Genomic DNA, 18,681 nt, shown 5'->3' on the forward strand with positions numbered 1-18,681 from the left:
GTGCGGGCTCCCCTCGTACGGCGTGCTGGGTCAGGTGTGTTCGACGACGGTGTCGGCGAGGACGGGCGCGTCCTCACGTTCGACGGCGCTGACGGCGACCCGGGTGGAGCCGGGTGTGGGCCACATGCGGATGCGCAGGGTCTCCCCCGGGTACACCACCCCGGCGAACCGGGTGGCGTAGGACCGCACCCGGGTCACGTCCCCGCCGAGCAGGGTGTCGACGACCGCCTTGAGCGTGACGCCGTAGGTGCACAGGCCGTGCAGGATGGGCCGTTCGAATCCGGCGAGCTTGGCGAACTCCGGGTCGGCGTGCAGCGGGTTGAAGTCACCGGAGAGGCGGTAGAGGAGGGCCTGGTCGTCGCGGATCGGCCGTTCGACGGTCCGGTCGGGTTCCCCGGCGGGGGGTTCTAGGCGGGCGGAGGGGCCGCGGTCGCCGCCCCAGCCGCCCTCGCCGCGGATGAAGATCCGGGCGTCGTTGGTCCACAACGGGCCTTCGGTGTCCGCGACGTCGGTGCGCAGCACGAGGACGGCCGCGGTGCCCTTGTCGTACACGGCGGCGATGCGGTTGGTCGCGGTGGCGGTGCCCGTCGGCGGGATGGGCCGGTGGATGACGAGGTTCTGGCCGCCGTGCAGGACGCGGGCGAGGTCGACCTCGACGCCGGGCATGGACAGCCCGCTGGTCACGCCGGGCTTTCCGCCGCCGGCGACGGTGGCGAAGCTCGGCAGGACGTGCAGCCTGGTCTCCAGGGTGTAGCGCAGTTCGTCGGGGTCGGTGGCGGGGCTGCCCGCGCCGATGCCCAGGTGGTAGAGCTGCACGTCCTTGTGGTCCCAGGAGAGTTCACCGGTCCGGGGTGCGGCGGCGAGCGCCTTGGCTGCGTCGATGGGCATGGGGCTCCTGATCGCCGGAGGAAGGACCTCGGTACGGCCGTCCGCACCGTCGGCCGCACCGAGGCCGTCTGGGGCCGGACCAGGACGCGAACTGAAACGCGTTCCAGTCCCGCGCCCTCTGTATAGCCGAGGCCTCCTCAGTTGTGAAGGCTCCTGACGTCGTGTCAGATCGGTGTGGCGATGACATTCGTCCTGCCGCGGTCCGGGCAAGCGCGTCCGCCCCGCCGCACGGCGGGTCCGTGACCCGCGGGGTTTCCGCTGCGACCCGGGCGTGTACGTTGGCCGGTGGTCCGCGCGCCCGCACGTCGAGGCCGCCGGCCACGGATGAGGACCCCAGGGGAACGGGAGCACATGGGACGCGTCGCCGTCATCACCGCGCCGAACATCGGGTACCGCAACACGGGCATGCTGACCGTGGACTTGGCGTTCGAGTCCCTGCGGCGGCGGATGGACACCGCGTTCGACGCCGACTGGTACACGCTGCACACGCCGGAGACCGTGCCGCTGCGCGAGGGTGCGCGCGGCACCGCCTTCCCATTCCGTTTCCAGCCGCTCGCCGAGCACCTCGGCACGCTCCGCGACCATGACGCCGTCGTCTTCTGGGGCGACTTCCTGCACACCCGGCACTACCTGGCGCAGGACGCGACGAACCGTCTGCTCGACTTCGGCTTCGCCACGGACCGGGACGACGCCCGGACGCAGCTGAACCGGGTCCTGCTCCTCGCCGACCAGCCGGACGAGGTCCTCGCACGGACCCTCAGCTACGGCGGGACGATCCTGCACAACACGCAGTCCGACTACGAGGACAAGGAGTACGGCCCGCTGTTCTCCCGCCTGGTGACGGGCAGTCACCGGATGTGGGTGCGGGATCCGCTCTCGGCTGCGAAGCTCGCGCATCTGCGCGGGGACCGTACGACCGACCACTTCGGTTCGGACGCGGCGCTGCTGTCCCGTCCCGGGGACCTCGACCACCTCCCGGTCTCGCAATGGTCCCGGTCGGTGCCCCAGGGCGGGGCCATCGGTGTCTTCCTCGGCGCCCGGACGCCGATCCCCGACTGGCTGCCCGCCTTCTGCCAGGGCCTGTCCGACCGTCTGGGCGCCCCGCTGGAGTGGCTGCCCTGGTTCGACCGGGACGTCCCCGCCGCGGTGAGCCACATCGCGGCCCGCCCGGGCATTCCCACGGTCGGCGATCTGGTCGGGGTCCTGCCCCGCTACCGGCTCGTCATCACGGACACGTACCACCTGGCCGTCAACGCGTGGGGCGCCGGCACCCCCGCGGTGTGCGTCGGCGCGCCCGAGCCGACCCCCAAGACGCACGACGACTACCTGACGCTGAGCGACGTGAAGAAGCACGTCTTCCACATGGCGTACGACGCGACGGACTTCTACCTGACCACCCAGGAGGGGCACGGGCAGGACCTGGACCGGATCGTGGGCCTCCTGGAGGGCGGCGGCGCGGACACGGTCGCGGCACGCGTCCGCGACCACGCGGACCACTCGGCGGAGTCCTTCATGCGGACGCTGGCCGCACTGCTGGACACGGCCCGCCCCACTCCGCTCCCCTGACCGCCCGGCGCATCCGCGTGCTGCTCGCGGACCGCGACCGCGGGGAAGCCCTCCGCGAGGCCCGCGCCCGGGCAGGCCACAGCCCGGCTCGCGCTCACGGCGCCCGGTCCGCCCGCCGCGGCAGCCACACCCACATCAGCACGACCCCGGCTGTCAGCACCGCCGCCCCCACGCGGAACGCGAGAGCGTAGCCCGCCGTCAGGGACTCGGGGGTGGTGCTGCCCGCCGACTCCGCCGCCGCCAGGGTGGACAGGACCGCCAGGCCCAGGGAGCCGCCCATCGTGCGGGACGTGTTGACGAGGCCGGAGACCAGGCCCGCCTCCTCGGGGGCGGCTCCGGACGTGGCCAGGGAGGCGAGGGGGGTCGCCGCCAGGCCCGCGCCGAGCATCATGAGAACCCCGGGGACGAGGATCGCCGTGACGTAGGAACCGTCGGGGGCCATCGTGGACTGCCAGGCGAACCCGGCCACGGCGACGAGGGTTCCCAGCGCGGCGACGTTGCGCGGGCCGACCGGCCGCATCAGGCGCGGGGCGAGCTTGGAGCCGAGGATGACGGCGAGGGAGCTCGGGACCAGGGCGAGGCCGGCCTCGATCGGGCTGTAGCCGAGGACGTTCTGGGCGTAGAGGGTCATGAAGAACCACATGCAGAACATCGCGGAGCCGCACAGGAACATCGAGACGTTCGCCGAGGACACCGAGCGCACGCGCAGGAGACCGAGCGGCATCAGCGGGCTCGCCGTGCGGGCCTCGACCCACAGGAACGCCCCGAGCAGGGCAAGACCGGCGAGCAGCGGCAGCAGGGTGGCCGGTGCCGTCCAGCCCGCCGCCTCCGTCTGGGAGATGCCGTAGGCCAGGGTGCCGAGACCGGCCGTGACGAGCAGCGCGCCCGGCAGGTCCAGGCGGCGGCCGTCCCCGGCGCGGCCCCCGGTGAGGAACCAGGCGGCGGCGCACAGCACCACGGCCCCGACGGGCACGTTGATCAGCAGCACCCAGCGCCAGGAGAGCGTCTCCACCAGCAGCCCGCCCACCAGACCGCCCGCCGCACCGCCGCCTGCGCCGACGGCCGTCCAGGTCCCGATGGCCCGGGCCCGCGCGGCGCCCTCCGGCACCGACGCGGTGAGGATCGTGAGCGTCGAGGGCGCCAGCACCGCCGCGCCGAGCCCCTGCACGGCCCGCGCCACGAGCAGCTGCCAGTCGTCCTGCGCGAGCCCTCCGGCCGCCGAGGCCAGGGTGAACAGGCCGAGCCCGACGAGGAACATCCGCTTGCGGCCGTAGAGGTCCCCGGCGCGTCCGCCGAGCAGCATGAACCCGGCGAAGGCGATGGCGTAGGCGTTCACCACCCACTGCAGGCCCTGCTCGCTGAGCCCCAGTCCGGTCCGCATCGACGGCAGCGCCACGTTGACGACGGACACGTCCAGCACGACGAGGAACTGTCCGGCACAGGTGAGCGCCACGACGAGCCACATCGGCGGCGCTCCGCGCGGACGCATCCGGGAGAGCCGGGACAGCCGGGGTATGCGGGGGCGGCGGGCGGTGGCGGCATCGGCGGATTCGGGCATGGGTGTCATGCTCTCAACGCCCTCGCGCCCCTTGCATCGGGATTTCGCAGGGCCGGGGTCTCGGTCCGGAGACCTAGGCCTGGGGTCAAATCCCCATGAACCCTCCCACAACACCCCACCCAGACCAAGGAAAGGTCAAGTTTTCGTTAGGGTGCCGAAGCAACGGAATAGTTGCCTGGACGTACAAGGTTCAGACTCCACGTAACCCGACGCTCCCGGCCCGGAGGCCCTCCTCAATGACGCAGACGACGACCGACCGCCCCGCCGGCAGAGCGAGCGGGGCCGTGGTCCCGGTGCTCGCCTTCGCGGGCATCGTTGTCGCGGTGATGCAGACCCTGCTGGTTCCGGTGATCAAGGATCTGCCGCAACTGCTGGACACCGCCCCCAGCAACGCCACCTGGGTCCTCACCTCGACCCTCCTCTCGGGCGCGGTGGCCACCCCGATCATGGGCCGTCTCGGCGACCTCTACGGCAAGCGCCGCATGCTGATCCTGAGCCTGGCCGTGATGGTGGTCGGCGCCCTGGTCAGCGCGCTCACGAGCGACCTGCTGCTCATGATCGCCGGCCGCACGCTGCAGGGCTTCGCGATGGGCGCCATCCCGCTCGGCATCGGTCTGATGCGCGACATGCTGCCCCGCGAGAAGCTCGGCTCGGCGATGGCCCTGATGAGCTCCTCCATCGGCGTCGGCGGCGGTCTCGCCCTGCCCGCCGCCGCCCTGGTCGCCCAGCACAGCGACTGGCACACCCTCTACTACGGGGCCGCCGGCCTCGGCGTCGTGGCCATCGCCCTCACCCTCCTCGTCGTACCGGAGTCCCCGATGCGCGCCGAGGGCTCCTTCGACCTGCCGGGCGCGGTCGGCCTGTCCGCCGGGCTCGTGCTGTTCCTGCTGCCGATCACCAAGGGCAGCGACTGGGGCTGGTCCTCCGGCACCACGCTCGGCCTGTTCGGCGCCTCGGCGGTCGTGCTGGTGCTGTGGGGCGTGATGGAGCTGCGTGTGGCGGCCCCGCTGGTCGACCTGCGTACCACGGCCCGCCCGGCCGTCCTCTTCACCAACCTCGCCTCGATCATGGTCGGCGTCTCCTTCTACGTCGTCTCCCTGGTCCTGCCGCAGCTGCTCCAGCTGCCGACGTCCACCGGCTACGGCCTCGGCCAGTCGATGGTCGTCGCGGGTCTGCTCGTCGCGCCGCTCGGCCTGACGATGATGTTCACGGCGCCCGTCTACGCCCGGCTGTCCGCGAAGTACGGCCCCAAGTTCACCCTGATCCTCGGCCTGCTGATCATCGCGGTCGGCTACGGCGCCGGCCTCGGCCTGATGAGCGCCGCCTGGCAGAGCCTGGTCATCTCGGTCCTCCTGGGCGCGGGCATCGGCCTCGCCTACTCCTCGCTGCCCGCGCTGATCGTCGGCGCGGTCCCGGCGTCGGAGACGGGTGCGGCCAACGGCCTCAACACCCTGATGCGCTCCATCGGCACCTCGGTGTCGAGCGCCGTGATCGGCATGGTGCTGGCGAACACCGCGAACAACGTCGGCGGCGTCGAGATCCCGACCATGCACGGCTTCCGGGTCTCCTTCCTGATCGCGACGGGCGCGGTGGCCGTGGGCCTGCTCCTGGCGCTGTTCCTGCCGGGCCGCCGCCCCTCGGGCAAGCCGCAGTTGCGCGCGAGCAGCGAGGAGGACGCGGCGCTGGAGCGTGCCGAGCAGGCGCTGCGCGGCTTCCGCGGCCGGGTGCTGGGCGCCGACGGCTCCCCCGTCGCCCGGGCCAAGGTCACGCTGATCGACCGCCGCGGCCGCCAGGCAGGGGCGACACTCTCCGCGGAGGACGGCAGCTACACGCTCGTCGTCCCCGACCGGGGCTCCTACGTGGTGGCCGCCCGGGCCACGGGCCACGGCCCGCTCGCCTCGTCCGCGACCCACGCGGGCGACGAGCGCCCGGTCGACCTGGACCTGTCGCTGCCGGGCGAGACGGTGCCCGCCTGACCGCCACCCCTCCCCCCTACTCACCGGTACCCCCTGTCGTCCTCGCGGCAGGGGGTGCGGCACGATGGGCGCCCTGACCGTCGTACGACCGAGAGGAACCCCATGCCCGCGGCCCCGAAGCCCGAGATCCTGGCCGCGTTCGAGGCGGCGAAGGGGTTCATGCCCACCGGTGAGGGCCTCGCGCTGTACGCGGCGGCCGTGGAGGCCGGGCGGCTCGGGCTGCCGCTGCTGGAGGTCGGCACCTACTGCGGCCGGTCCACGATCCTGCTGGCCGACGCGGCCCGCGAGGCCGGGGTCGGCGCGCTCACCGTCGACCACCACCGCGGCAGCGAGGAGCAGCAGCCGGGCTGGGACTACCACGACCCGGAGACGGTCGACCCCGAGATCGGCCTGATGGACACCCTGCCCACGTTCCGCCGCACGCTCCACCGGGCGGGCCTGGAGGAACACGTGGTGGCGCTGGTCGGGCGTTCGCCGCGGATCGCCGCGTTCTGGCGGACGCCGCTGGGGTTCGTCTTCATCGACGGCGGCCACACCGACGCACACGCCACGGCCGACTACGAGGGCTGGGCGCCGCACGTCGCCGAGGGCGGGCTGCTTCTCATCCACGACGTCTTCCCCGACCCGCAGGACGAGTTCACCGGCCAGGCCCCCTACCGCGTCTACCTCCGCGCCCTCGCCTCCGGCGCGTTCACCGAGGTCTCGGCGGCGGACTCGCTGCGCGTGCTGCGGCGCACGGGGCCCGGGATCTGAGGGCGCGGCACCGGCAGACGCCCGGGCGGGTGAACTGCGCCGGGCGCGCCCCCGCCCGGTCGGCCCACGGGCGGCGTGGCGCGTCGGTGGGCGACCGTCACTGCCCAAGGATCCGGGCGCGTGGCACACACCTTCGAAGAGCTCGTGGAGAAGCAGCGCGCGGCGGACGAGGCGTACGCCCGCGTGCGCCATCTGCAGGACGCGTACGGGCCGCCCACCCAGACCAAGTGGAGCGAGCAGCAGACCAGCACCTGGGAGACGGCCTGGCGCGCCTGGCGCGATCTCGCCCGGGACGTCCAGGCGGCGGTGACCGGGTACGCGAAGCAGGAGGACACGCCGCGTCAGGAGGTGGAGGCGCGGGTGAAGGAGGCGGTACGGCACGCAGGCGACGGCGGGAACGGGGCGTAGCCCGGGTCCGCGAGGTCCGGACACGGTCCCGCCACCACCCGTCGGGCCGTCCTCGGCCCGCCGCCCCCGCCGGCGGCCGCTAGGGTGGCAGACGTGTCGTACGCAGGCCCGGACTTCGAACCTCCCCAGCCCCGCCGCCCCCGCCGCGGCCCCCTGACCGTCGCGCTCGCGGCGCTGGTGCCGGGGGCACTGCTCGGCTGGCTCGTGTACGAGACGGTGGGCGGCTCGGGAGACGACGGGGGTTCGGGGCGGGCGACCGTACGGTCCTCCTCGCCCGCCGCGTCGAACGCGCCCTCCGACGACGCCAAGGAGCCGAGCGCCTCCCCGGAGCCCACGGACACCCCGTCGGCCTCCGCGCCCGCCGCCTCCGGCCCGCTCAAGGGCAAGGTCGTCGTCATCGACCCGGGACACAACCCGGGCAACTTCCAGCACCCGTCCGAGATCAACCGCACCGTGGACATCGGGACGAACTCCAAGGAGTGCGACACCACCGGCACCTCCACCAACGACGGTTACACCGAGGCGAAGTTCACGCTGGACGTGGCGCACCGGATGCGCACCCTGCTGGAGAAGCAGGGCGCCACGGTGAAGCTGACGCAGGACGGGGACCGGCCGTTCGGGCCGTGCGTGGACGAGCGGGCCCGGATCGGCAACCGGGCGAAGGCCGACGCCGTCGTCTCGATCCACGCGGACGGCTCGGGCGCCGGCAACCGCGGCTTCCACGTGATCCTGCCCGGCGCGGTGCACGCGGGCGGCGCGGACACCCGGGCGATCGTCGGCCCCTCCCGCGATCTCGGCGAGCGCGTCGCGGGCCGCTTCGTGGCGGTCACCGGCAGCGCGCCCTCCAACTACATCGGCGACGGCAGCGGTCTCGTCACGCGTAAGGACCTGGGCGGTCTCAATCTGTCAACGGTTCCCAAGGTGTTCATCGAGTGCGGCAACATGCGCGATAGCAAGGACGCGGCGTTGCTCACCAGCGGCGCCTGGCGGCAGAAGGCGGCGCAAGGGATCTCCGAGGGAATCGTGAGTTTTCTGCGCGGGTAGTGGCGGACCGGCAGATCCCGGCGGACACCCTGACCTGGCGGACGATAGGGTCCTCCTTACGATGAGGGGCCACCCCCGCGCTTCACACCGAGTCCACACGGCGGCATGGTGACAGCGACGCCTCCACGGACGACGAGACGACCTACGAAGGACCTGAAGTGAATATCCGCTCCCTCACTCGGGGCGACGGCGTGGTGATCGGTGCAGCGGTGTTGCTGTTGATCGCGTCGTTCCTCGACCTCTACTCGTTCGACAATGTCCCCGACAGCGTCGACCTCCCCAGCCTGTGGGGCAGCGGCCCGGTCGTGTTCAGCGTCGTGCTGGCCGGGATCATCGGCGCGGCACTCGTCGTCCTCGCGCGCGGCCTGCCGCAGGCCCCCAAGGTCGCCGGGATCGAGCTCGGCCAGTTCGGCGCCGCCTTCACGGTGTTCGCCGCGTGGAGCGCGCTCGGCAACATCCTCGACGTGACGGGCGGCTACGACAACATCGAGGGAACCCGCGACGACTATCTTCCGAGTCCCGGCGTCGGAATGATCCTCGCCCTCGTCGCCACGCTGCTGCTGGCGGCCGCCGCCCTCGCCACGCCCCTCGTCCCGGTCCTCAAGGGCGCCCTCATCCCGGCCGCCCCGCAGCCCTACGGCGCCCAGCCCCCCGGTGGTTACGGCTACCCGGGCGCACAGCAGCCCGGCGGCTACGGCCAGCCGCAGCCGGGGCAGCCGTACGGCGGTCAGCCTCAGCCCCAGCAGGCCCAGGCTCCGCAGCCGCCGGCCGGGGACTTCTCCCCGTTCTGGTTCGCGGTGCCGGTGCCGCGCCCGCTGTTCGCGGAGGACGGCTCGCCCACGCCGATCGCCGAACTCGCCCCGGGTACCTGGTACCTGGCCGTCGAGCAGCGCGGAGCGGCTCTGGTCGCCCAGACGCAGGACGGCCGCCGCGGCGTCCTGCAGGACACGTCGGGCATCCAGCGCGGCTGAGCCCGCACCCCTCTCGCACGGCCCCTCGCCCTTCCGGGTGGGGGGCCGTTGCCGTACAGTCGTCGCCTCCGTAAGCTGACGCACCGTCAGGAGGCAGGCATGCGGCTCGGTCTCGCGCTCGGCTACTGGGGCCGGGGCCCCTCCTCCGGCCATGTGCCCCTCGCGCAGGAGGCCGAGCGGCTCGGCTACGACTCGGTCTGGACGGCGGAGTCCTGGGGCTCGGACGCGTTCACCCCGCTCACCTGGATCGCCGCGCACACCTCCCGCATCCGCCTCGGCACGGCGGTCGCGCAGATGGCGGCCCGGTCGCCCACCACGACCGCGATGCACGCCCTCACCCTGGACCATCTCTCCGGCGGCCGCATGATGCTGGGCCTCGGTCTGTCCGGCCCGCAGGTCGTCGAGGGCTGGTACGGCCGCCCGTTCCCCGTCTCGCCGCTCACCGCCACCCGCGAATACGTCGACGTCCTGCGGCAGGTGCTGCGCCGCGAGGCCCCCGTCGAGGTGGCGGGCCGTTTCCACACCCACCCCTACCGGGGCCCGGACGCCACGGGGCTCGGCAAACCCCTCAAGCCGATCACGCACCCGCTCCGCGCCGATCTGCCGATCCTGCTGGGCGCGGAGGGACCGAAGAACGTCGCGCAGACGACCCGGATCGCCGACGGCTGGCTGCCGCTGTACTGGGCGCCGACCCGCCCCGAGGTCTACGGCCCGGCCCTGGCGGAGCTGCCGGAAGGGTTCCTGGTCGCGCCGATGGCCCGGGCCCGGGTCTGCGACGACGTCGCCGAAGGCCTGCTGCCCGTCAAGGCGATGCTCGGCTTCTACATCGGCGGGATGGGGCACGCGGCCCGCAACTTCCACGCCGACCTGATGGCCCGCATGGGCTACGAGGACGAGGCCCGCCGCATCCAGGAGCTGTTCCTCTCCGGCCGCCGGGAGGAGGCCGTCCTGGCGGTCCCCGACGCCTTCGCCGACGAGATCTCCCTGGTCGGCCCGCGCCAACGGATCGCCGAGCGACTGGAGCTGTGGCGCAAGGGCCCGGTGACGGACCTCCTCGTCCTCAGCCCCGACCCGCACACCCTGCGGGTTCTCGCGGAGTTGAACTCCTGAGCGATTCCCCGGGTTTCATCCAGAGTTCAAGGGCAATCCGGAGACTATGTCCCCTCGATATCGCAACGGCGCGAGTCAAGTCGGCACGATCGTCGCGGTCGTGGCCGACATCATGGCCCTCATCCTGGGTCTCTGGATTCTGATGTACCTGCTGGACGCCAACCCCGGCAACTCGTTCGTCCAGTTCATCCACGACGCGGCCCGCTGGCTCGCCGGCTGGTCGCACGACCTGTTCACGTTCGACGAAGCATGGGCCCGAGTGGTCTGCGGCTACGGCCTGGCGGCGGTGGTGTACCTGTGCGTGGGCCACGCGATCGCCAACAGGGCCCGCCACTGACAACGCCTTCAGGGTCTCGCCTTCAGGGGCGCGGGGAACTGCGCGACAAGCCACGCAGGACCCGCGCCCGCACACCAGGCGGAACCCCCGGGCTCCTAGGCGCAGCAGTCCGACTCGAGCCCCACAGGCAAGTCCGCTCCCCCGAACACCTGGCACGTCGCCTCGTGCCCACCCAACGCGGCCACGGCCAGCAGCAGCGACCCCGCGGTCCACGTCGTCAACTCCCGCGGCCAGATCGCCTGGTCGTCGAAGACGTACCCGGTCCAGTACAGCCCGCTCTCCGGATCGCGCAGGTGCTGGATCGACTGAAGGATCTCCAGCGCCCGGTCGGACTCTCCCATCGCCCACAGCGCGAGGGCGAGTTCGGCCGACTCGCCGCCCGTCACCCACGGGTTGGGTACGACACAGCGCACCCCCAGCCCGGGGACGACGAAGCGGTCCCAGTCCTCCTCGATCCGGGCCTTGGCCTGCGCGCCGGTCAGGGCGCCGCCGAGCACCGGGTAGTACCAGTCCATCGAGTACCGGTTCTTGTCGAGGAACCGCTCGGGGTGATGGCCAATGGCGTGCCGCAGCGCACCGGCCGCCAACTCCCAGTCCGGTTGTGCCTCTTCACGCTGCTCGGCGATGGCCAGCGCGCACCGCAGCGCGTGGTGGATCGAGGAGCTCCCGGTCAGCAGGGCGTCCGCCGTGGCCGTGCCGTCGTCGTCGCGCCGCCAGCCGATCTGCCCGCCGGGCTGCTGCAGGCGCAGCACGAACTCCACCGCCGCGTACACCGTCGGCCACATCCGGTCCAGGAAGGCGTCGTCGCCGGTGGAGAGGTAGTGGTGCCAGACGCCGACGGCTATGTAGGCGACGAAGTTGGTCTCCCGGCCGCGGTCGGTGACCGCGTCGGCCTCGCCGTCGGTGTAGGCGGCGTACCAGGAGCCGTCCTCGTTCTGGTGCCGGGCCAGCCACAGGTAGGCCCGCTCGGCGGCCTCGTGCTCGCCTGCCGTGTCGAGGGCCATGGCCGCCTCGACGTGGTCCCACGGGTCCAGGTGGTGCCCCCGGAACCAGGGGATCGCACCGTCCTCACGTTGCACGGCGAGGATGCCGGCGACGGTCGCGGCGGCCTGCCCCGCGGTGAGGACCCCGGGCAGGACCAGATGTTCCGTCCGGGGAGTCGTCACGTCGCGTCCGCCCCGGTGTCGGCCAGACGCGGCAGGTGCGGCTTGGTCGCGTACGCCACGAAGCTCTTGCCGATCAGCGGGTTCAGCGCCTGCTCGGCGACCCGGGTGGCCAGCGGCTTCTTCATGATGTCCCAGACGAGCAGCTTGTGGTACGCCCGCACCGGCAGCGCCTTGTCGTTGTCCACGCCGAACGCGCACTTGAGCCACCAGTAGGGCGAGTGCAGGGCGTGCGCGTGGTGCGTGCCGTAGGGCTCCAGGCCGGCCTCGCGGATCTTCTCCAGCAGTTCGTCCGCCTTGTAGATGCGGATGTGGCCGCCCTCGACCTCGTGGTAGGCGTCGGAGAGGCTCCAGCAGACCTTCTCGGGGCCGTAGCGCGGGACGGTGACGGCGATGCGCCCGCCGGGCTTGAGCACCCGCACCATCTCGGCGAGGACGCCCTTGTCGTCCGGGATGTGCTCCATGACCTCGGAGATGATCACGACGTCGAAGGACTCGTCGGGGAAGGGCAGCGCGAGGGCGTCGCCCTCCATCGCGGTGGCGGTGGCGCCCTCGGGCGCCTCACCGGCCTCCTTCATCGCCGCGAACCACTTCGCGACCTCGCGGATCTCCTCGGCGTTCTGGTCCAGCGCCACGACCTGCGCGCCGCGCCGGTAACACTCGAACGCGTGCCGTCCGGCCCCGCAGCCGAGGTCCAGGACCCGGTCCCCCGGGGCGAGCGGGAACCGGGAGAAGTCGACGGTCAGCACGTGGCCCTGCTTTCGGAGTTGACGCCTTCTACATCTGCCGGGGCTGCGGAGACAGCAGCCGCGGGGACTACGGGTGCCGCGGCCGCAGCACCTGTCGTGGGGGCCGAACGGCCGGAGATTCGCGGCACGGTGCGGACCCCGGCCTGCTCGATCGCCTCGCGGTAGCGGGCCACCGTGCCCTCCGCGGCCCTGGCCCAGGTGAAGTGCCGGAGCACGCGCTCCCGTCCGGCCGCGCCGAGGCGGGCGCGCAGGTCCGCGTCGGACAGCAGGCGGCCGAGGCCGGCGGCGAGGGCATCCGCGTCGCCGGCCGGTACGGCCAGGCACGTCTCCCCGTCGCGGCCGGCGACCTCGGGTATGGCGCCGCCGGTCGTGGCGAGCAGGGGCGTGCCCGTCGCCATGGCCTCGGCGGCGGGGAGCGAGAACCCCTCGTAGAGCGACGGCACACAGGCGACCTGAGCCGAGCGCACCAGGTCGACGAGTTCCGCGTCGGAGATGCCCTTGACGAACTCGACGGCGCCTTCGAGGCCGTACCGCTCCATCGCCTGGGCGACGGGACCCTCGGCGGGCCGTTTGCCGACGACGACGAGATGGGCGCCGGGGTGCTCGGTCCGTGTCTTGGCCAGTGCCTCGACGAGATACACCAGACCCTTCAGCGGCACGTCCGCGCTGGACGTCGTCACGATCCGGCCCGGTACGACCGGCACGGACGGATCCGGCGAGAAGAGGTCGGTGTCGGCGCCGATGTGGACCACGTGGATGCGGTCCCGCCGGACTCCGAGGTGGTCGATGATCTCCTGCTGCGAGGTGCCGGACACGGTGAGCACGGACGGCAGGCGGCGCGCGACGCGCTTCTGCATGCGGGTGAAGGCGTACCAGCGCCGCACCGACAGGCGCCGCTTGCGTCCGTCGGCCGCGTCCAGCTCCAGCTGCCGGTCGACGGTGATGGGGTGGTGGATGGTCGTCACCAGGGGCGCGCCGACATCGCCCAGCAGGCCGTAGCCGAGGGTCTGGTTGTCGTGCACGACGTCGAACTCGCCGCGGCGGGCGCGCAGATGGCGGCGGGCACGCAGCGAGAACGTCAGGGGTTCCGGGAAACCGCCCGTCCACATCGTCGCGACTTCCAGCGCGTCGATCCAGTCGCGGTACTCGCCGCGCCCGGGCGTGCGGAAAGGATCCGGCTGGCGGTACAGGTCGAGGCTGGGCAGCTCGGTGAGGCTCAGCCCGTCGTGGCCCTCGTCGAGGACGGGGTACGGCTGGGCGCCGATGACCTCGACCCGGTGCCCGAGGCGGGCCAGTTCGCGCGAGAGGTGCCGGACGTAGACGCCCTGGCCGCCGCAGAACGGGTTCCCTTTATAGGTGAGGAGCGCGATGTTGAGCGGTCGCAAGCCGTCGGCAGCGAGGGCCTGTGGAGCCCCGGCCTCCCTGGCCTCAGCGGTCACTCCGGGCCCCCTTCTCCCTGCACGGTCCCGCGAGATTACGCCGGGAAGCTAATCTAGAACAAGTTTCAGACTTGATCGTTCGGAGGCTCTGAATCTACCGGCAGGTAAGGGTGCTGTGAGCAGTGGATCAGGTGATTCACGCCACGACCGGGCCCGTGCCATGCTGTGTGATCACCCGTCCTCACGGACGGTCACGGAACGGGACCGACACATGCCCGCGGAAGCCAAGGTGAGCGCCAAGGTGAACAAGCCGGCCAAGGTGGAAGCCAGAGCGGCAGCCCCCGCCTCCCCTCCCCTCACGGAGCGGCAGGAGGCCCGCCGTCGCCGCATCCTGCACGCGAGTGCGCAGCTGGCCAGCCGGGGCGGCTTCGACGCCGTGCAGATGCGGGAGGTCGCGGAGTCCTCCCAGGTGGCGCTCGGCACGCTCTACCGCTACTTCCCGTCCAAGATCCACCTGCTGGTCGCCACGATGCAGGACCAGTTGGAGCACATGCACGGCACGCTGCGGAAGAAGCCGCCGCAGGGCGAGACGGCGGCCGAGCGGGTCGCGGAGACGCTGATGCGGGCCTTCCGGGCGTTGCAGCGCGAGCCGCATCTGGCCGATGCGATGGTCCGCGCGCTGACGTTCGCCGACCGCAGCGTGAGTCCGGAGGTCGACCAGGTCTCCCGCCAGACGACGGCGATCATCCTGGACGCGATGGGCCAGGAGAACCCGACCCCGGAGCAGCTCTCGGCGGTCCGGGTCATCGAGCACACCTGGCACTCGGCGCTGGTCACCTGGCTGTCGGGCCGGGCCTCGATCGCCCAGGTGAAGATCGACATCGAGACGGTGTGCCGGCTGATCGACCTGACCGCGCCGGCCGCGCCGACCGCCCCGTGAGCGCCGCGGGGCCCCGTGAGCGCCGCCGGCCCCGGGCACGCGAAGGACCTACGAGACGGGTTCCCTTCGCCGGCATGGTCCGGATCAGGTGATGGGGGTCGCCTTCCGGTCGCCTGGCCTTTCGGCCCTGCGCCCTTCCGGCCTCTCAGCCCTACCGTCGCAGTCGGCACCAGCGGAAGCTCCAACTTCACTTCCCGCCGACGTCGGCTACTCCGGTCGGACTCCCTCACTCGCCTCGTAGGCCGATTTCCAGAATAAAACGCCCGAAAGGGAATGGAACCCCCCAATCCATGATTTTTCAGGCGTTACTCGTCCGGCGGGAACACCGCCTCCCCGCTGTCCCTCAGGGTGATCACGATCGCCTCCGCCGGACAGCACTCGGCCGCCTCCAGCACCCGCTCACTGGCGTCCATGTCCGGGGACGCCGGACGGGACTGGCGGGCCGCGTCCAGGCGGAATCCGTCCGGCGCGTGATGGAGGCACTGCGCGGAGCCGATGCACAGGGAGCGGTCGACCTCGACATGCCAGCGGTCGCCCATCGCTACCCCTGCGCCGGGAGGTGGATCATCTTGTGCTCCAGGTACTCGCCGTACCCCTCGGGCCCGAACTCCCGTCCCAGGCCCGAGTTCTTGTAGCCGCCGAAGGGGCCCAGCATGTCGAGGCTGAAGGTGTTGACGGAGTACGTGCCCGTGCGGACCTGCCGGGCGATGTCGATGCCGTGCTCGACGTCCGCCGTCCAGACGCTGCCGCTCAGCCCGTAGTCGGAGTCGTTGGCGATCCTGACGGCGTCGGACTCGTCGTCGTAGGGCAGCAGGCAGATGACCGGGCCGAAGATCTCCTCGCGGGCGATGCGCATGGAGTTGTCGACGTCGCCGAAGAGGGTCGGTTCGACGTACCAGCCCCGGTCCAGGCCGGCCGGGCGGCCGCCGCCGGTGAGGATCTTGGCGCCCTCCTCCTGGCCGATGCGGATGTAGTCGAGGTTGCGCTGCTGCTGGCGCCGGGCCACCAGCGGGCCCACCTGGGTGGCCGGGTCGAGCGGGTCGCCGACCGTCAGGGCGCTCGCCGCGGCGGCCAGGACGTCGGCGAACTCGTCGTAGCGGGAGCGCGGCAGGAGGATGCGGGTCTGGGCGACACACGCCTGGCCGTTGTTCATCCAGGCCGCGGGGGCGATGCCCGCCACGGCCGTCTCGACGTCCGCGTCGGGCAGGACGACGGCCGCGGACTTGCCGCCGAGTTCGAGCGTGACGCGGGTGAGGTTACGGGCGGCGACCTCCATCACGCGCTTGCCGGCCGCGACCGACCCGGTGAAGGACACCTTGTCGATGCCGGGGTGCCCGACCAGGTACTCGCTGACGTCCCGGTCGGCGGGCAGGATCGACAGCACGCCCTCCGGCAGCCCGGCCTCGCGGGCGATCTCGCCGAGCAGATAGGCGTCGAGCGGCGACTCGGGCGAGGGCTTGAGGACGACCGTGCAGCCGGTGAGCAGGGCCGGGGCGAGCTTGGCGGCGGCGACGAACTGCGGGACGTTCCAGGGGACCACGGCGGCCACGACCCCCACGGGCTCGCGCCGCACGAGGATCTTGCCGAGCACCCCGTCGCGCCGCTCCTCGTGGGTGAAGTTCCGGGCGACGGTGATCGCCGAGTCCCAGACCATCACGGCGCCGAGGGCTTGGGCGAGGACGCTCCAGGAGTAGGGCGAGCCGTTCTGCGCGGAGATCACGCGGGCGATCTCGTCGTGCCGGACGGCGATGGCGTCCTTGATCCGGCCGACGACCTCGACGCGCTCGTCGAGGCTCATGCGCGGCCAGGGCCCCTCGTCGAACGCCCGCCGGGCCGCCGCCACCGCCCGGTCCACGTCCGCCGCCGAGGCGTGCGGGACGCGTCCGATGACCTCCTCGGTGTGCGGCGAGACCACCTCGATGACGTCCTGGCCCAGGGGGTCGGTCAACTCCCCGCCGATGAACAGCTGTCCGTGTTCCACGAGCTCGGTCATGGCCGACTGCCTCCCCGGGAGCGTTCTCTGACGGTGCATCAGATATGCCCACTGATACCAGCCCCGCCCCGAGGAGTCCACGGACCGCGCACCCTACGGAGACTCCTCGCTGGAACCCGTTCTAGTTATAGTGACGGGGAGCCGGCGACGGGGGACCCCATGACACAGGTGACCGACCACGGCGGAGGCGTCCTCTCGCTCCGGGTCCCGATCCCGGACAACCCGCTCGGCCACACGCTGGTGTACGTCGTCGACACCGACCGCGGCCCGGTGCTGGTCGACACCGGCTGGGACGACCCGGACTCCTGGGACACCCTCACGCGGGGCCTCACGGCCTGCGGCACCTCGGCCGCCGAGATCCAGGGCGTGGTCGTCACCCACCACCACCCGGACCACCACGGCCTGTCCCGCCGGGTCCGTGAGGCGTCGGGCGCCTGGATCGCGATGCACGCGGCGGACACCGCGGTCGTACGGCGGACCCGGGAGGCCCGTCCCGAGCACTGGTGCACGTACATGGCGGCCAAGCTCGCCGCGGCCGGTGCGCCCGACGAGCACCTCGCACCTCTGCGCCGGGCCCGCCCCAGCACCCTGCCCGGCCTCTCCCCCGCCCTGCCCGACCGCGACATCGTCCCCGGCGAACTCCTCGACCTCCCCGGCCGCCGGCTGCGCGCGATCTGGACCCCGGGGCACACGCCCGGCCATGTCTGCCTCCACCTGGAGGAGACCCATCCGGCACAACTCCCCGGCCACGGACGCCTGTTCTCCGGTGACCACCTGCTGCCGGGGATCACCCCGCACATCGGCCTCTACGAGGATCCGGACGACGCCACGGTCACCGACCCACTCGGCGACTACCTCGACTCCCTGGAACGTGTCGGCCGCCTCGCCCCCGCGGAGGTACTCCCGGCCCACCAGCACCCGTTCTCCGACACCGCCGCCCGCGTGCGCACGTTGCTCACCCACCACGAGGCCCGCCTGACCGGCCTGCTGACCCTGCTCGCCGAGCCCCTCACCCCCTGGCAGCTCGCCGAGCGCATGGAGTGGAACCGCCCCTGGGGCCAGATCCCCTACGGCTCCCGCACCATCGCCGTCTCGGAGGCCGAGGCGCATCTGCGGCGGCTGGTGAAGCTGGGGCGGGCGGAGGCGGTGTCCGGGAGCGAGCCGGTGACGTACGTGGCGGTGTGAGGGCGGCGCGAGCAAGGTCGGCGAGCCGCGGAATCGCGTCGCCGGGCGGTGCGGATGGTGTCGGCGGGTGGGGAAACGGGGTCCTTGGCGACGGCGGCCTGCGCGAGGATCACCGCGGTCGCCGCCCAGTCCAGCCCCGGGTCCCGCTCCTTCGCGTCGGACCAGTCGATGACCCGGGGGCCTTCGGCGGTGAGGATCACGTTCTCCGGGTGCAGGTCGAGGTGGAGGACGCTGACGGCCGGGTCGGTGGAGCGCGGGGCGGGGACGGCGTGGAGGTCGCGCAGCAGCCGGGCGAGGAGGGAGCCCGCCTCGGTCGGGTCGATACCGCGCGCTCGGCAGCCGCGTCACCCCCGCCGTCGCGCTCACGGCGCAGCACCCACGCCTCGTCGATCTCGTACACATCGGCACGACGCCCCGAGCCGAGCAGCTCTCCCGGTGGCGGTGTGGTGGCCATGCAAGGAAGCCACCCCGCCCGCCCGGCACCCCTCGGCCCGTTTCCTACGTGCGGGTACAGTAAGCGGGTCGTCATCACACCGTACGGGGGGAAGCCGGTGCAATTCCGGCGCTGACTCGCAACCGTGACCGCCGCGCAGGGGCGGGAGCCGGATCGCCGCGTACGGTTCGTGACCGGCTCGCGTGCCCGGCAGCCCGCCGGTGCGCG

Annotated in this window: 17 protein-coding genes, 1 pseudogene and 1 riboswitch; of the genes and pseudogenes, 10 read left to right on the plus strand and 8 right to left on the minus strand. The window is 72.4% G+C overall.

Annotation, left to right across the window (positions count from 1 at the left end; genetic code table 11):
* Positions 1–30: 30 nt before the first annotated feature.
* Positions 31–888, minus strand: coding sequence for a MaoC/PaaZ C-terminal domain-containing protein (locus ADK65_RS22175; RefSeq protein WP_053672087.1), 858 nt, complete (start codon positions 886–888; stop codon positions 31–33).
* Positions 889–1,239: 351 nt separating this feature from the next.
* Here ADK65_RS22175 and ADK65_RS22180 point away from each other — a divergent pair, with 351 nt between their 5' ends.
* The gene (locus tag ADK65_RS22180) at positions 1,240–2,454 is read left to right on the plus strand and encodes a hypothetical protein (RefSeq protein WP_053672088.1); all 1,215 of its coding nucleotides are present in this window, start codon (positions 1,240–1,242) and stop codon (positions 2,452–2,454) included.
* A 94-nt stretch (positions 2,455–2,548) separates the two neighbouring features.
* Here ADK65_RS22180 and ADK65_RS22185 read toward each other — a convergent pair whose 3' ends face one another.
* Positions 2,549–4,021 carry an MFS transporter gene (locus ADK65_RS22185; protein WP_078956086.1) on the minus strand — a complete coding sequence of 491 codons (1,473 nt, stop codon included), beginning with the start codon at positions 4,019–4,021 and terminating at the stop codon, positions 2,549–2,551.
* A gap of 227 nt (positions 4,022–4,248) precedes the next feature.
* Between ADK65_RS22185 and ADK65_RS22190 the strand changes: the two genes are divergently transcribed.
* From ADK65_RS22190 to ADK65_RS22220, 7 genes are all read left to right on the plus strand, one after another.
* Positions 4,249–5,988 carry an MFS transporter gene (locus ADK65_RS22190; protein WP_053672089.1) on the plus strand — a complete coding sequence of 580 codons (1,740 nt, stop codon included), beginning with the start codon at positions 4,249–4,251 and terminating at the stop codon, positions 5,986–5,988.
* 102 nt (positions 5,989–6,090) lie between these two features.
* Entirely contained in the window at positions 6,091–6,741 is a 651-nt protein-coding gene (locus ADK65_RS22195; protein ID WP_053672090.1) for a class I SAM-dependent methyltransferase, read from the plus strand.
* Between the two features lie 120 nt (positions 6,742–6,861).
* Positions 6,862–7,149 (plus strand): hypothetical protein, encoded by a 288-nt coding sequence (locus ADK65_RS22200; protein ID WP_053672091.1) that lies wholly within the window; start codon positions 6,862–6,864, stop codon positions 7,147–7,149.
* 93 nt (positions 7,150–7,242) lie between these two features.
* Positions 7,243–8,193 (plus strand): N-acetylmuramoyl-L-alanine amidase, encoded by a 951-nt coding sequence (locus ADK65_RS22205; protein WP_053672092.1) that lies wholly within the window; start codon positions 7,243–7,245, stop codon positions 8,191–8,193.
* 158 nt (positions 8,194–8,351) lie between these two features.
* Positions 8,352–9,164, plus strand: a complete 813-nt coding sequence (locus tag ADK65_RS22210) for a DUF5336 domain-containing protein (RefSeq protein ID WP_053672093.1) — start codon at positions 8,352–8,354, stop codon at positions 9,162–9,164.
* A 99-nt stretch (positions 9,165–9,263) separates the two neighbouring features.
* Entirely contained in the window at positions 9,264–10,274 is a 1,011-nt protein-coding gene (locus ADK65_RS22215) for an LLM class F420-dependent oxidoreductase (protein ID WP_053672094.1), read from the plus strand.
* Between the two features lie 46 nt (positions 10,275–10,320).
* Positions 10,321–10,611 carry a hypothetical protein gene (locus tag ADK65_RS22220; RefSeq protein ID WP_053672095.1) on the plus strand — a complete coding sequence of 97 codons (291 nt, stop codon included), beginning with the start codon at positions 10,321–10,323 and terminating at the stop codon, positions 10,609–10,611.
* 95 nt (positions 10,612–10,706) lie between these two features.
* On the opposite strand, the gene ADK65_RS22225 is transcribed toward ADK65_RS22220, so the two are convergent.
* The 3 genes from ADK65_RS22225 to ADK65_RS22235 are packed head-to-tail and all read right to left on the minus strand — an operon-like array spanning position 10,707 to position 13,962.
* Entirely contained in the window at positions 10,707–11,777 is a 1,071-nt protein-coding gene (locus ADK65_RS22225; RefSeq protein WP_053672096.1) for a prenyltransferase, read from the minus strand.
* Complete coding sequence (locus ADK65_RS22230; protein WP_053672097.1) at positions 11,774–12,523, minus strand: class I SAM-dependent methyltransferase; 750 nt, start codon at positions 12,521–12,523, stop codon at positions 11,774–11,776. Before ADK65_RS22230 ends, ADK65_RS22225 begins: the two co-directional genes overlap by 4 nt.
* Positions 12,517–13,962, minus strand: coding sequence for a glycosyltransferase family 4 protein (locus tag ADK65_RS22235; protein ID WP_053672098.1), 1,446 nt, complete (start codon positions 13,960–13,962; stop codon positions 12,517–12,519). The genes ADK65_RS22230 and ADK65_RS22235 overlap by 7 nt, the downstream gene beginning before the upstream one ends.
* Positions 13,963–14,173: 211 nt before the next feature.
* Between ADK65_RS22235 and ADK65_RS22240 the strand changes: the two genes are divergently transcribed.
* Positions 14,174–14,842 carry a TetR family transcriptional regulator gene (locus tag ADK65_RS22240; RefSeq protein ID WP_053672099.1) on the plus strand — a complete coding sequence of 223 codons (669 nt, stop codon included), beginning with the start codon at positions 14,174–14,176 and terminating at the stop codon, positions 14,840–14,842.
* Positions 14,843–15,147: 305 nt separating this feature from the next.
* Here ADK65_RS22240 and ADK65_RS22245 read toward each other — a convergent pair whose 3' ends face one another.
* Complete coding sequence (locus ADK65_RS22245) at positions 15,148–15,381, minus strand: ferredoxin (RefSeq protein ID WP_053672100.1); 234 nt, start codon at positions 15,379–15,381, stop codon at positions 15,148–15,150.
* 2 nt (positions 15,382–15,383) lie between these two features.
* Entirely contained in the window at positions 15,384–16,835 is a 1,452-nt protein-coding gene (locus tag ADK65_RS22250) for an aldehyde dehydrogenase (RefSeq protein WP_053672101.1), read from the minus strand.
* A 159-nt stretch (positions 16,836–16,994) separates the two neighbouring features.
* Here ADK65_RS22250 and ADK65_RS22255 point away from each other — a divergent pair, with 159 nt between their 5' ends.
* A complete protein-coding gene (locus tag ADK65_RS22255) occupies positions 16,995–18,020 on the plus strand; it encodes an MBL fold metallo-hydrolase (protein ID WP_053672102.1) in 1,026 nt (341 codons plus the stop codon).
* Between the two features lie 44 nt (positions 18,021–18,064).
* Here ADK65_RS22255 and ADK65_RS37340 read toward each other — a convergent pair.
* Positions 18,065–18,474 (minus strand): annotated as a pseudogene (locus tag ADK65_RS37340) (phosphotransferase family protein); the annotation flags it as partial.
* Between the two features lie 44 nt (positions 18,475–18,518).
* Positions 18,519–18,653, plus strand: a riboswitch (cobalamin riboswitch).
* The last annotated feature ends 28 nt before the right edge of the window (positions 18,654–18,681 follow it).

Origin of the sequence: Streptomyces sp. NRRL B-1140, from assembly GCF_001280065.1 — a bacterium.
GTDB lineage: Bacteria > Actinomycetota > Actinomycetes > Streptomycetales > Streptomycetaceae > Streptomyces.